This is a genomic window from Halosimplex yunnanense (genome assembly GCF_054504345.1).
Genome location: NZ_JBTJEL010000037.1, coordinates 488,229 through 501,805, shown reverse-complemented (window position 1 = coordinate 501,805; position 13,577 = coordinate 488,229). Strand labels below are relative to the sequence as shown.

11 protein-coding genes are annotated in these 13,577 nt (G+C 70.4%); 8 read left to right on the top strand and 3 right to left on the bottom strand.

The genetic code is table 11. The features are described 5' to 3' along the window. Positions 1–2 precede the first annotated feature (2 nt). Genes AB2U09_RS21405 through AB2U09_RS21395 form a run of 3 tightly spaced genes read right to left on the bottom strand, consistent with a single transcriptional unit; the run spans position 3 to position 3,402 of the window. Positions 3–614, bottom strand: a complete 612-nt coding sequence (locus tag AB2U09_RS21405; RefSeq protein WP_459194779.1) for an ArsR/SmtB family transcription factor — start codon at positions 612–614, stop codon at positions 3–5. Beyond that, a complete protein-coding gene (locus AB2U09_RS21400; RefSeq protein ID WP_459194778.1) occupies positions 614–2,176 on the bottom strand; it encodes a S8 family serine peptidase in 1,563 nt (520 codons plus the stop codon). The genes AB2U09_RS21405 and AB2U09_RS21400 overlap by 1 nt, the downstream gene beginning before the upstream one ends. Beyond that, on the bottom strand, positions 2,173–3,402 hold the full coding sequence (locus AB2U09_RS21395) for an ABC transporter substrate-binding protein (protein ID WP_459194777.1): 1,230 nt from the start codon (positions 3,400–3,402) through the stop codon (positions 2,173–2,175). The genes AB2U09_RS21400 and AB2U09_RS21395 overlap by 4 nt, the downstream gene beginning before the upstream one ends. Before the next feature lie 103 nt (positions 3,403–3,505). Here AB2U09_RS21395 and AB2U09_RS21390 point away from each other — a divergent pair, with 103 nt between their 5' ends. From AB2U09_RS21390 to AB2U09_RS21355, 8 genes are all read left to right on the top strand, one after another. Next, positions 3,506–4,702 (top strand): hypothetical protein, encoded by a 1,197-nt coding sequence (locus AB2U09_RS21390; RefSeq protein ID WP_459194776.1) that lies wholly within the window; start codon positions 3,506–3,508, stop codon positions 4,700–4,702. Positions 4,703–4,865: 163 nt separating this feature from the next. Then, positions 4,866–5,798, top strand: a complete 933-nt coding sequence (locus tag AB2U09_RS21385) for an ABC transporter ATP-binding protein (RefSeq protein WP_459194775.1) — start codon at positions 4,866–4,868, stop codon at positions 5,796–5,798. Then, positions 5,795–6,658, top strand: coding sequence for an ABC transporter permease (locus AB2U09_RS21380; protein WP_459194774.1), 864 nt, complete (start codon positions 5,795–5,797; stop codon positions 6,656–6,658). Before AB2U09_RS21385 ends, AB2U09_RS21380 begins: the two co-directional genes overlap by 4 nt. A gap of 5 nt (positions 6,659–6,663) precedes the next feature. Next, positions 6,664–7,206: a hypothetical protein gene (locus tag AB2U09_RS21375; protein ID WP_459194773.1), complete on the top strand. Its 543-nt coding sequence runs from the start codon at positions 6,664–6,666 to the stop codon at positions 7,204–7,206. Positions 7,207–7,309: 103 nt separating this feature from the next. Next, the gene (mutL, locus tag AB2U09_RS21370) at positions 7,310–9,658 is read left to right on the top strand and encodes a DNA mismatch repair endonuclease MutL (RefSeq protein WP_459194772.1); all 2,349 of its coding nucleotides are present in this window, start codon (positions 7,310–7,312) and stop codon (positions 9,656–9,658) included. A 67-nt stretch (positions 9,659–9,725) separates the two neighbouring features. Beyond that, a complete protein-coding gene (locus AB2U09_RS21365) occupies positions 9,726–10,667 on the top strand; it encodes a sugar kinase (RefSeq protein WP_459194771.1) in 942 nt (313 codons plus the stop codon). A gap of 119 nt (positions 10,668–10,786) precedes the next feature. Next, positions 10,787–12,022 (top strand): PGF-CTERM sorting domain-containing protein, encoded by a 1,236-nt coding sequence (locus AB2U09_RS21360; RefSeq protein WP_459194770.1) that lies wholly within the window; start codon positions 10,787–10,789, stop codon positions 12,020–12,022. Positions 12,023–12,140: 118 nt separating this feature from the next. Beyond that, on the top strand, positions 12,141–13,502 hold the full coding sequence (locus AB2U09_RS21355) for an MFS transporter (protein ID WP_459194769.1): 1,362 nt from the start codon (positions 12,141–12,143) through the stop codon (positions 13,500–13,502). The last annotated feature ends 75 nt before the right edge of the window (positions 13,503–13,577 follow it).

The window sequence follows — 13,577 nt, the reverse complement described above, 5'->3', positions numbered from 1 at the left end:
CACTACGCTCCGGTGTCGCGAGCGTACCCGGCCACGACGACCGCGAGTCCGAAAACGAGCAGGACGAGCCCCGGCTTGGCCGTCGCGAGGGCCGCCGCTATCAGTTGAGCGACGCCGTCGACGGCCGCGGGCGCCCCGCCGGTGCCTGCGGGTTCGAGCAGCGGGCTTCCCGACGGCGTCGCCGCGACGAACCGGTCGCTGGCGTACTGGACGACCGCGCTGGCGGCCACCACCCCGGCGGTCGCTCCGAGGTACTCCTCGAGCGATCGGCGGGCGCGCTCGGACTCCTCGGCGATGACGACGGCGCCCTGTGCGGGCGCCCAGACGGTCATCTCCTTGCCCTTCTCCGAGTAGCGGGTGCCGACGGACTCCACGAGCGCCGCCGACTCCAGCTTCGTCAGGTGATAGGAGACGGTCTGGACGGACTTGTCGGTCGCTGCGGCCAGCGCGGACGGCGTCCGCGGCTCCTCGTGGAGCGCCCGATAGATGTGCCGCGCCGTCTCCGCGCTGAGCGCGTCGAACACCCTGTCTTCCTCCTCGCTACCCAGTTCGACGAACCGCGGCGTCGCGTCGCGGTCCGCCGTGCCGTGCCTGATCTGTGATATCTTGCTCATCAGTCTCGCCTCCGTGAGGTATCCGATCCGCGACCCCGCCCCGCTGCAACGACTGCGAATAACGGCCCCACGAGCAGCGCCAGCGGGACGATGTCCCGGAGTGAGCGGTCTGGACGCCCTGCCGACGGCGACGCGACGCTGTCGACGGTCGCACCGGCGTCGAGCAGCCCGCGACCCGCGATCGGATCGGCGCTCGCGGGGCCGACGTCCGTCGCCGACGATTCGAGCGCCCGCTCGACGCCGTCGGGGCCGAGCGACGGATCCGCGTCCATCGCGAGCGCCGCCGTCCCGCCGGCGTAGGCGGCCGCGGCGGACGTCCCCGTCCCGCCCCGTCCCGGCCACTCGTCCCAGAAACCAACCGGTGCGACGACGTCGACGCCGCGGCGCCCGTCGGTCGTGGGACCTCTGCCGCTGTGGGCCATGACATTGCCGGACTCCACGTCGTACGCGCCGACCGCGAGGGCGCCCTGGGCGGTCGCCGGCGACGCGACGCTCCCGGCCGGCCTCGCCTGCTCGAAGCTGTGCGTCGGCGATTCGAGGTCCAGTCGCACGTCGGACGCCGATGCTCGGGCCGACCCGCCGTCGATCCGGACGGTGACGAAGTGCGACCCCGGCTCGACCGAGGTCTTCAGCCGCTCGACCTCGACGTGCCCGGACCGCGGCGCGGCGGGCTCGACCCGTTCGGACCTGGCTACCAGTTCCGGCCCCGAGGGACCGGACCGGTAGAGTTCGAGCGTCAGGTCGAGGTCCGTCTCGGCCGTACCGTTCCAGGTCAGCCACACCCTGGCTTGCCCGGCGGTAGCCGACCGCGACGGCGCCAGGGGCTCGAGGTAGTTCCGGGCGCCGTCGGGGAACTCGTGGCTGCCGTCCTCCGGGCTGAGCGACCCCGACCAGTGACCGCGAGCCTGGTTACCCGTCGGGGCGACGACGACCGTCCCCGCCTCGCGGGCGTTTGTAACCGCCCGCGACAGCGGCGCCGTCCCGTCGTCCGGGGCGCCCAGCCGGTTGAACTGGACGACCACGACGTCGGCGTCGCGGTCGACAAGCCACTGCAGTCCGCGGACGGCGCCGTCGGGCGAGTTCGCGTTCGCGAGCAGCAGGTCGGCGTCCGGCGCGGTCGCGGCGACCGTTACTGCTGCTGCGGTCCCGTGACCGTTGACGCCGCCGTTGGCGAGCCGATTCCGCTGGCCGAACGACCGGGCGGCGACCACGCGGTCGCGGAGCGCCGGATTATCCGCGTCGAACCCCGTCGCGTCGAGGACGCCGACGGTGACGTTCGATCCGGTGATCCCGCGGTCGTGCAGCCCACTCGTCTCCTCGGGGAGCGTGAGGTTACCGCGGTCGACGGTGGTCGAATCGTCGGCTCCGAGCGCGCCGAGCGCGGGACCGAGCGCTGCCAGGGCGGCCGCGGCCGCGATCGCACCGACGATCACGCCGACCGCGAGCCAACCGAGATCCGTCGGTATCCCGCCGTTCTCACCTGCCTCCATGATCCCTCCCGCGGCGTCCACCGCCGACCGCTCGTCGTTCCCGCTGCCGACTTCTCGATCCCCAGCGGTCACTCTCCATTCTCGTCCTCCTCGACCCGGTCCATCAGTTTCCGGTACCTGGTCGTCGTCTGTTCCGGGCCGAACAGGTGCGGCTTCATGTGGAACTCGCCCTCGGCGGCCCAGTCGAGGACGTCCCGGACCTCCGATGACAGGTGGCCGTCGAGCGGGACGGTCGGGACCGCCCGCTCCATCTCCCAGCGCCGCGCTGCCACCTCCGGGCGGCAGAGCCAGTTTCCGTACCGCAGGCCGGCGAGCGGCCGCTTGCTCGCCGTGGGGACGACGGAGTAATAGCCGTTCAGGATCGCCCCCTCGGACGGGACGACGTACTCCAGCGGGACGCCCCGCTCGAAGCGCGCCTCGTAGAGCGCCGGGAGCGAAATCGACCCGACGACGGCGTCGCCGTCGGCGAAGACGTCCACGGCGGGCGCCCGGTCGCGGTCGTCGTGCCCGTCGACGAGTTTCGGTCGCTGGCGGCGCAGGACCGATTCCACCCGGTCGAAGTCCGGATCGCGCGGGTCCTCACCGGCGTACAGCGCGGCGATCTCCGGGTGCCCGTAGACGACGTCGGTGTCTATCAGAACCTCGCTCTCGTCGGCCCCGTCCCAGAGAGCGCTCCAGGAGTCGGGCGGGCGCTCGAAGTAGTCGGCGTTGTACACGAGCGGCGTTATCTGCGCCTCCACGGGGAGCGCGAACACGTCGCCGTCCACGCGGTGGGCCGGACCGGACCGGAACACGTCGAACACGCGGTCGAACGCGGGCACGTCCTCCGACGGCAGCGCGTGGAGGAGGTCGTCGCCGACGGCCTCGTCGACAGAGTCGATCGTCGTGACGACGTTGTCGAACGACCCGCCGGGCTCCTCCCGCGCGGTCGGTTCCGTGAACAGGCCTTTGACGCGCTCGAAGACCCTGCTGAGCAGTCCTGGCGGTTTCGCGCGGCCGCCGTACGACCGCGACGGATTCCAAGTGAACGTGCGGTAGTGCTGGACCGTGATGTTCGTCCGGTCGGCGAACGCCTCCGCGGCCCACGCCGACCACTGGTCGTAATAGTCGGCGGTCACCACCGTCGACGCACCGTCGTCGGGCGGCCACGAGTCGAGCTGCTGTGGCATCTCGGGGCTGTCCCGGCTGAGCAGGTGGCCGCCGCCGACGGCGGCCGCGCCGGCCGCGACGCCGACGCTCCGCAGCACCCGTCGACGCGAGAGCGGTCGCGAGCGTCGACCGCCGTCCACCTCGTCCATGGATGCCACGAGTAGCTGCCCTCACATATAGGTATAGAACAGTTCGAGCGCCGTCGAAGCCACCGGGGGGTTTTACTCCCAAGGTCGCTCACGTGGCGATACGATGGCTGCGCCCCGCGACCGGACCGACGCGAGCGAAGACCACCGAGGCGGTCGCCGCTCGGGCACGCCCAGTCACGCGCTCGGATCGGGCGACTCCGCGCTCTCGGTCGCGCGGCGCGATATCGCGGCCCTCCGCCGGTCGAAGCTGCTGTGGGCGACCGCACTGGTGCTAGTCGCGCTGACGGTCGCCCCGGTCCACGACCTGATCGGCCACCACATCCTGATCGACACGCACTACGACCTGTTGTCTCGGATTCCGGATCTCTACTACGTGACCGTAGGTGCCGTCGCAGCCGCGGTCGGCTACGCCGCGAACGGCGCCTCGCCCGCTGCCGGACAGCCGGGACCGCTTCGCAGCCGCGCGGTCGCCGTCTGGGAGTGGTCCCGACGGAGCCGGAGCCGGCAGGTCGCGTCGGCGGCCGCGGCCGCGTTCCTCGCCGCCCTCGCCTACGTCGCTATCATGCAGTTCGGTCCGAATCCGGTCGCGCTGGCGGCCCTCGCGCTCGGCCTCACGACGTACGTCGCGGCCGGCGGCGGAGTGGGTCTCCGAAGCGAGGCGAGCGGTCGCCGTTCCGGCGGCCTCCCCGCAGTGGGTCGGTCCGCGTTCCTCGGGTTCGCGCTGAGCCGGACGGTCGTTCTGCTCGCGCTCGTCCTGGGGACGTACCTGCTCCAGGGAGTGCTCGTCCTCGTGCTCCTCGGGGCGTTCGAGCCCGCGGCCTACTTCGCCAACGCCGGTTTGCTAGCCGTGTTCACCGTCATGTGGGCGGCCATCGCGGTCGGGTTCGGGGCGCTCGCGGCGACGCCCGGGCGGGCCTTCGCGGCCACGCTCGGTCTGTATCTCCTCGCGGACCTGACCCACTTCTGGCACAACACCGTCTCGAACGTCCTTGGCGCGCTGGTCCTCGGCGACGCCTACGACCTCCACGAACTCACCCGGCTCGGGAACCCCTACTCGGGCGACCCCTGGTGGGTGCTGTACCTCGGCTGGTTCAACCCCTTCGACGGGTTCCGGGGCGTCAGCAAGTGGCTGTCGGTCAAGCTCAGCTCGACCCACATCGTCATCGACGGCGAGGCCCGGGAGGTCACGATCGGCGGCGACCCCGTCCACGTAGCCTACGCCGTCGCGATCATGCTCTGCTGGATCGTGGCGTTCCTCGCAGTCGGCTACTACGTCTCCGGTCGCGACGAGCGCGCGTGACTCGATCCGCGTTCTCGCTCTCTCCGCGTTCTCGTACCCGTTCCACAGAGAAGAGAGCAATACCTGTCTGAAATAATATTATAAATCAATCGCCGTAGAGGCTTCGATCGCAGTCGAAACTATCGGATTGTTTACCGTCTCTCCGGGTCATCGACCGGACGGAATGACAGCTATCGAAACGACCGCCCTGACGAAGGAGTACGGCGACGTCCGCGCCGTCGACGGCCTCTCGCTCACGGTCGAGGAAGGAGAGATATTCGGATTCCTCGGCCCGAACGGCGCCGGTAAGTCGACGACGATCAACATGCTGCTGGACTACGTCCGGCCGACGAGCGGCGGCATCTCGGTGCTGGGAATCGATCCGCAGGAGCGGCCGCAGGCGGTCCGCGCCCGCCTCGGCGTCCTCCCCGAGGGATACGCCCTCTACGACCGGCTCTCGGCGCGCAAACACGTCCGCTTCGCCGCCGAGATGGAAGGCGTCGACGCCGACCCCGACGCGCTGCTCGAACGGGTCGGGATCGAGGGAGACGCCGATCGCCCGGTCGGCGGGTTCTCGAAGGGGATGACTCAGCGGCTCGCGCTCGCGATGGCGCTCGTCGGCGAACCTGATCTGCTCATCCTCGACGAGCCGTCGTCGGGGCTGGACCCCAACGGCGCCCGCGAGATGCGGGAGATCGTCCGCGCGGAACGCGACCGCGGTGCGACGGTCTTCTTCTCCAGCCACGTCATGGAGCAGGTCGAGGCCGTCTGCGACCGCGTCGGGATCATGAACGACGGCGACCTCGTAGCCGTCGACACCGTCGAGGGACTGCGCGGCCAACTGGGCGCCGAGTCGACGCTAGTCGTCACGGTCGACACCGTCCCCGACACCAGCGGCGTCGAAGCGATCGGGGGCGTGACCGACGTGACCGTCCGCGAGGGGGCCCTCCGGGTCTCCTGTACGGACCCCGGGGTGAAGGCGGAGGTCATCGAGCGCGTGAGCGCTGCGGGCGCGACGGTCCGCGACATCGACGTCGAGGAGGCGTCGCTCGAAGACCTCTTCAGCGAGTACACGAACGGCGGAGCCGACGCGTCGGCGGGGGTGACCGAAGCGTGACCGCTCGGGCACTCACCGTCGCGCGAAAGGACCTCACGGATCTGGCGCGGTCGAAGCTGCTGTGGGTGGCGGCGCTGATCATGCTCGCGCTGACGGTCCCCGAGACGTACAACCGGGCCACGGACTCGTGGAACGTCTTCGTCGACTCGACGCAGAACCGGCTTCTCGTCCCGTTCGTCCTGTTCGCCGGCCCGGTCGCGATCGTGGCCGCCTACGCCTCGATCGCCGGCGAGCGCGAGTCGGGGAGCCTCCGCGTCCTGCTGAGCTTCCCGACCGACCGCGGTGCGGTCCTCCTCGGCAAGGCCTTGAGTCGAACGGTCCTGCTGTTGACCCTGTCGCTGGGGACCTACCTCGTCCTCGGCGGCGTGTTGATCCAGACCTACGGGACGTTCGACGGCGCCGAGTACCTGCTCGACGCGGGGTTGCTGGCGGCGTTCACCTTCGCGTGGGCGGGCCTGTCCGTCGGCGTCTCGGCGGCCGTCGCGACGAAGGTCAGGGCGATAGCCGTCCTGTTCGGCACGTATCTGGCGCTCGGCCCGCTGGACCTCTGGCGGGCGACCGTGGTCCGGCTGGTCGGGATGGTCGTGGAAGGTCCCGGGTTCGACCCGTCGACGCTGCGGTCGCTCACCAACGCCGGCAGCGAGACGCCCGAGTGGTACCTGTACGTCGGACGGCTGAATCCGGTCGAGGCGACGCTGGCTGCGAACGACTGGACCAGCTACGTCCTGACGCCGTCGGTCTGGTCCACCGGCCCCACCACGCTGGCGCACAACGTCTTCGGCGTGGCCGCCGTCCTCGCGTGGGGCGTCGTCCCGCTGGCGATCGGCTACTGGCGCTTCGGTCGCGCGGACCTGGGGTGATCACGATGCGCGAGAACACACCCAGACAGCTGGCGCTGGTCGCGCTCGGCGTCGTCCTGCTCGCCGGGTCCGCCGTCGTCCCCGTCGGTACCGTCCTCTGGCACGACGCGTCGGCCGAACAGCCGGACTTCGCCGAAGGCAACGAGACGGCGCTGCGGGGTGAGGGCTACGACGTCGTCGCCTACGAGAACCTCTCCGAGCGAGGGCAGGAGCTGTACGTGACGACGCTGGAGAACGGCGGCGAGTACCGCGTCCCCGCCGGCGAAGGCACTGACGACTTCGAGTACCTGTCGCGGACGGACGTCGTCGAGACCGCGAACCGCTCCGGGTTCGATTTCCGGTCCGCGATGCAGGTCGCTATCGAGCGCCCAAACGGCAGTGACCTCCCGGACGCCGACGAGGACCTGCCCGACGCCCGGTACGACGTCATGCTGACGAAGACGGCGCCCCCACCGTTGTTCACGGTCGCTCGACTCCCGCAACTCCTGCTCGCGCTTGCGGGGCTCGCGACGCTCGGCTACAGCGGGTCGCGACTCCTGTCCCTGTAGGGGCGAAGGTCGGCAGCGTCGGACGGCCGCCAGTCGTGGTCGTCGACCGTCGCCGGTCGGCGGCCGGAGTACTCAAGGGCGTCGGCCGACCACGGAGGGGTAGATGAGCGACGACGCCCCGACCGGAACGATCCGGCGCCTCGACGAGGCGACCGTCGAGCGCATCGCGGCCGGCGAGGTGGTCGAACGCCCCGCCTCGGTCGTCAAGGAGCTCGTCGAGAACAGCCTCGACGCCGGCGCCTCCCGCGTCGAGGTGGCCGTCGAGCGCGGCGGCAAGGACGGTATCGTCGTGGCCGACGACGGCATCGGCATGACCGAGTCCGAGGTCCGCCGCGCCGTCGATGAACACACCACCTCGAAGATCAGCGACATCGACGACCTCGAATCGGGCGTCGCCACGCTGGGCTTCCGCGGCGAGGCGCTCCACGCCGTCGGCGCCGTCTCCCGGCTGACGATCACGACCCGGCCGCGCGCCGACCGCGACGTCGACTCCCCCCGCGGCACCGAACTGCGCGTCGAGGGCGGCGAGGTCACGAGCGTCGAACCCGCGGGCTGTCCGGAAGGGACCACCATCGAGGTAGAAGACCTCTTCTTCAACGTCCCCGCCCGCCGGAAGTACCTCAAACAGGACGGCACGGAGTTCGCCCACGTCAATACCGTCGTCACGAGCTACGCGCTCGCCAACCCCGACATCGCCGTCTCGCTGACCCACGACGGCCGCGAGACGTTCGCCACGACCGGACAGGGCGACCGCCGCGAGGCCGTCATGTCCGTCTACGGTCGCGACGTCGCCGAGTCGATGGTCGAAGTGACCGCCGACGGAGATGGCGACGGCGGCGTCGACCTGCCGGATGGCCCGCTCGACGGCGTAACGGGACTGGTCAGCCACCCCGAGACGACCCGGAGCACCCGCGAGTACTGCTCGACGTACGTCAACGGCCGATACGTCACCGCGACGGCCGTGCGCGACGCGGTCATCGAGGCCTACGGCCACCAGCTCGCCCCCGACCGGTATCCGTTCGCCGTCCTCTTCCTCGACGTGCCCGCCGGCGACGTGGACGTGAACGTCCACCCGCGGAAACTCGAAGTTCGCTTCGCCGACGAGGAAGGGGTCCGCGACCAGATCACGACCGCCGTCGAGTCGGCGCTGCTTGAGGAGGGGCTCCTCCGCAGCGGCGCTCCCCGCGGGAAGTCCGCGCCCGAACAGACCGAGATCAGGCCCGATCGGAGCAGACTGGACGACGACAACGAGCGTGAGGCCGAGGGCCCGGACGACGCGTCGACCGAAGGAGGGAGCGGGACCGAAGCAGGGGCCACGACTGACTCCGAGACCGCGACCGAGTCCAGCGGCGACCCGCCGAGCAGCAGTTCTCCCGGCGGGCGAGCGGAAGCCGCTGCGGATTCCGCAGGCGCCGCCGACCCCGGCTCCCCGTCCGATTCCGCCACCACCGTCGGCGGCGACGAGACGGTCGATTCCGCGGGCGAAAAGATATCGGGACCGACGTTCTCCTCCGACCCCTCGGCTCCGTCCCCCCGGTCGTCGTCGACAGACGCGCCGTCGACGGAGACAGGGTCCAGCGCGGAAGACGAAACGGACGACGACGCAATGGGCGACTTTGGGACCGACCGCGGGGTCGCGAGCAACGCTGGAAGCGAGTCGAGCGCGGCTGACCCGGCGGATGCGACTGACGCCGAGACATCTGAGACACAGGGAGAAGCCGACTCGGGCCCGGAATCGGACGGAGACGGGTCGCACGACCGCGGTCGCAAGTTCACGGGCGGCCACGGACAGGCACGTCTCGGCGGCGACGAGTCCGACCCCGAAGCGACGGACTACGGTTCGTTGCCGTCGATGCGGGTTCTCGGCCAGCTCCACGAGACGTACGTCCTCGCGGAGACCGACGAGGGCCTCGTGCTGATCGACCAGCACGCCGCCGACGAGCGGATCAACTACGAGCGCCTCCGCGAGGAGTTCACCGGCGAGACGACGACGCAGGCGCTCGCACGGCCCGTCGAGCTGTCGCTGACCGCCCGCGAGGCGGAGCTGTTCGAGACCTACGGCGAGGCGCTGGCGACGCTGGGCTTCCGCGCCGAGCGGGTCGGCGACCGGACCGTCGAGGTTCGCACAGTGCCGTCGCTGGTCGCCGACGCCGCCGATCCGGACCTCCTCCGGGACGCGCTGGCGGCGTTCGTGGAGGGCGAAGGCAGCGCCGCCCAGACCGTCGAGGCGGCCGCCGACGAACTGCTGGCGGATCTGGCCTGCTACCCGTCGATCACCGGCAACACGTCGCTGACGGAAGGGTCGGTCCGCGACCTGCTCGCCCGGCTGGACGACTGCGAGAACCCGTGGGCCTGTCCGCACGGCCGGCCCGTCGTCGTCGAGTTCGACAGCGACGAGATCGAGGCCCGCTTCGAGCGGGACTACCCCGGCCACGGCGGCCGCCGGGACTGACGGCGGTCGGACCGGTAACGGGGTCGTCTCCCTATGAATTATACCGGACGCTATCTTTGGACGGGGTATGACGGAGCTGGTCACGTTCGGAGAAACGTCGTTACGGGTGTCGCCGGTCGGGGACGAACGCCTCGAGACGGCCGGGGAGATGCGGATGCGGGTCTCGGGGACCGAGAGCAACGTCGCCGTCGCGGCGAGCGCGATGGGCGCCGAGGCGACGTGGCTCTCGAAGCTGCCGGACTCCCCGCTGGGTCGACGGGTCGAGCGAACGCTCAGCGAGTACGGCGTCGACACCGAAGTCGCGTGGGCCGACGAGGGCCGACAGGGGCTCCAGTTCGCCGAGCAGGGGCCCGAACCCCGCCAGAAGCGACTGCTGCAGGACCGTTCCCGCGCCGCGGCGGCGTCGGTCACGCCCGGTGAACTGCCGATGGACCGCGTCCAGCGGGCCGACGCCACGTTCGTCGCGGGGAGCACGCTGTCGCTCTCGGGCGACATCGTCGAGACGGCCGAGGCGGTTCTGCGCGCCGCCGGCAACGGACTCGTCGCGATGGATCTCGACTTCCAGCCCGGCCTCTGGTCGGTCGAGGAGGCCCGCGAGACGCTCGACGGCGTCTTCGACGCGGTGGACGTGCTGTTCGCAAACGAGGAGCAGGCTCGCGAGTTCTTCGACCGGACGGGCGAACCGCGGGAGATCGCTCACGCCATCGCGTCGACCCGGGAGTTCGATACGGTCGTCATCACCCGGAGCGAGCGCGGGGCGCTGGCGTGTCAGGGTAGCGTGATCCACGAACAGGACGGCGTCGAGGTCGACGCCGTCGACCCGGCCGGCCAGCACGAGGCGTTCATCGGCGCGTTCCTCGAACGCGTCCTCTCGGGCGCGAGCGCCGACGAGGCGCTGGCCTCCGGCGTCGCGGGCGCGACGCTGGCGCGGACGATCCCCGGCGCGATGACGACCGTCACCCGCGCGGAAGTCGACGCGCTGGTCGCGGACCTCCAGAGCGGTCGCTGACGGCGAACCGACTGTCGCCGCCCTCCTGACGACCGCTGTGTCCAGATTCTTCGGCTGAGCGCCGGACGGCGGGACGAACAGTCGACAAAGATATGGGGCCGCCGAATAAGGTACCAGTCATGACACGGGCACACTCGGGATTCGCGTCGCTGTTGCTGTCGCTGTTCGTCGTCGCCGCGTCGTTCGTCGGGGGCGTCGGCGCGTCGACGGGGGACAGCGCGACGCTGACAGTGACCGTCGTCGACCAGAGCGGGAACCCGCTGAGCGACGCTCAGCTCTCGGCGACGTGGGACGGGGGCAGCCCGGTCAACCGGACGACCGCCGGCAACGGGAAGGCGTTCCTCGACGTCGCGGAGGGGGCCGATGTCACTATCCGGATCGACCACCCCCACTACGTCCGCAACAAGCCCTACGTCGTCGAGAACGCGAGCGAGCGCGACGTGACCATCGAGGTCGCCAAGGAAGGGCAGGCGACCGTCACCGTCGAGGACGCGAGCGGCGGCGTGGGCAACGCCATCGTCCGCATGTTCCACGACGGCCAGCCGGTGGTCAACGCCCGGACGACCGCCGATGGGACGCTCACCACCGGCGGGATCGAACAGGGTAACTACACGCTCATCACGTTCAAAGAGGGGTACCTGCGCAACCGGACGACGCTCACCGTCGACGGACAGGTCTCCCAGTCGATGGCTATCGAACGCAGTTCGGTGCTCGTCAGCTTCAGCGTCACCGACGACCACTTCGACCCGCCGCAGGCGGTGACCGACGCTAACGTCACCATCCCCGGAGTCGCCGACGTGACCACGCAGGGGACCGGCAGCGTCACGGTCAGTCTCCCGGTCAACGACGCCTACGACGTGACGGTGACCAAGCCCGGCTACGAGAGCGTGACCCGAGAGCTGACCGTCCGCGAGTCCGAGACCGCGCTCAACGCGTCCATCCAGCGCGAACCCGCCGTGGTCGTTCAGGCCGACAGCGACCGCGTGGTCGTCGGTGAGCCCGTCCGGGTGACGGTCACCGACGAGTACGGCAACCCCGTCCCCGGCGCCTCGGTCAGCGCCGGCGACTCGTCCGTCGGCGAGACCGACGAGAACGGCGAGATCCGCGTCCCCATCGAGAGCGCCGGGAACGTCACCATCTCGGCCGAGTCCGAGGGACGCGAGGACACCGTGACCGTCGAGGGCGTGCAGGCCGGTGGCGGGGGCGATACGCCGACGGCGACGGCCAATGCGACCGCAACACCGTCTACCGACAGCCCGACGGAGACGAGCACCGGGTTCGGCCCCGGCTTCGGGATCACCGGCGCGCTGGTCGCGCTCCTGCTCGGCGCCATCGCTGCCCGGCGTCGCGACTGAGCCGACGGCCGCTACTCTCCTCTCGACCGGACTCGCCGGACGGGACGGCGGCGGCCGCTGAACCGGAAATCGTCGCCGCCTCACCGATCTTTAGGTCACGTGGTGTCAACCGTCGCGCATGGCAACCGAGACGCCGAGCGTCCGGTCGACCGTCAGGCAGTTCTTCTCGCTGGAACGGGACGTCCTCGTCCTCTCGCTGGCGATGTTCGCGTTCAGCCTCGGCTTCCAGATGACCGGGCGGTACCTCTCGGAGTACCTCGTCGTCCTCGGTGCGACGCCCTTCATCGTCGGACTGTACGGCTCGTTCGGCAACGTCATCAGCGCCGTCTACCCCTACGCAGGCGGCGTCTTCTCCGACCGCGTCGGCTCGCGGTACGCCCTGACGCTGTTCGGCCTGCTCTCGACGCTCGGGTTCCTCTTCTGGCTCGTCGCGCCCCTCGTCGGCCCCATCGATCTCGGTGCAGTCGTCCTCGAACCGTGGCTGTGGATCTTCGTCGGCCTGATCCTCGCGCAGGCCTGGAAGTCGTTCGGCCTCGGCGCGACCTTCGCCATCGTCAAACAGAGCGTCCCCGACGAGCGCCTCGCCCGCGGGTTCGCCAGTACCGAAACGTTCCGCCGGACGGCCTTCCTCATCGGCCCGGTGCTCGCCGCGGGCCTCCTCTTCGTCTTCTCGGGAGGGTCCAGCGAGGAGGACATCCTCCCCGGCTTCCTCTACGTCCTCGCGGTCGCCGTCGTCTTCGGCGCCGTCGCGACCGTCGTCCAGCACGTCCGCTACGAGACCGACGCCGACTCCTTCGGCAAGGAGTTCGAGGGCGTCGCCCAGATCCGCGACGACCTGGCGGACCTACCCGAGACGCTCCGGCCGCTGCTCGTCGCCGACACGCTCGTGCGGTTCGCCAACGGGATGGTCTACGGCTTCTTCATCCTCGTGATCACGCGCATCTACGAACTGGACGCGACCCTGTTCGGCTACTACCTCAATCCCGCCGTCTTCTTCGGCGTCTTGCTCGGCGTCGAGATGGTCGTCGCGCTGGTCTCGATGGTCCCCGCCGCCATCGTCGCCGAGCGCGTGGGGCTGAAGCCCGTCGTCGCGCTCGGCTTCGCCGTCTACGCCGTCTTCCCCGTCATGCTCATCTCCGCCCCGGCCGACCCGCTTGTCGTCGCGCTCCTCTTTGCGTTCTCGGGGCTGCGCTTCGCCGGGCTCCCCTCGCACAAGGCGCTCATCGTCGGTCCCGCGGAGCGCGACACGGGCGGCCGCGTCACGGGCGCGTACTACCTCCTTCGCAACACCATCGTCATCCCCAGCGCCGCCCTCGGCGGCTACCTCTACGACAGCGACTGGGCGGTCGACGTCCCCGTCGGCCCGCTGGACGTGCTGACGGCCGGTCCGGAGCTGGCCTTCAGCGTCGCGAGCGTCGTCGGCGTCGTCGGCGTCGTCTACTTCCTCGTCTTCGGCGAGGAGTTCGCGGCCTACGCCTGACCGGCGTCGCTGGCCTACCGACGACCCCCGCTCCCCGTGCCTGTCGGCGACAGTCCTATCTCCTCGCCAATGCTA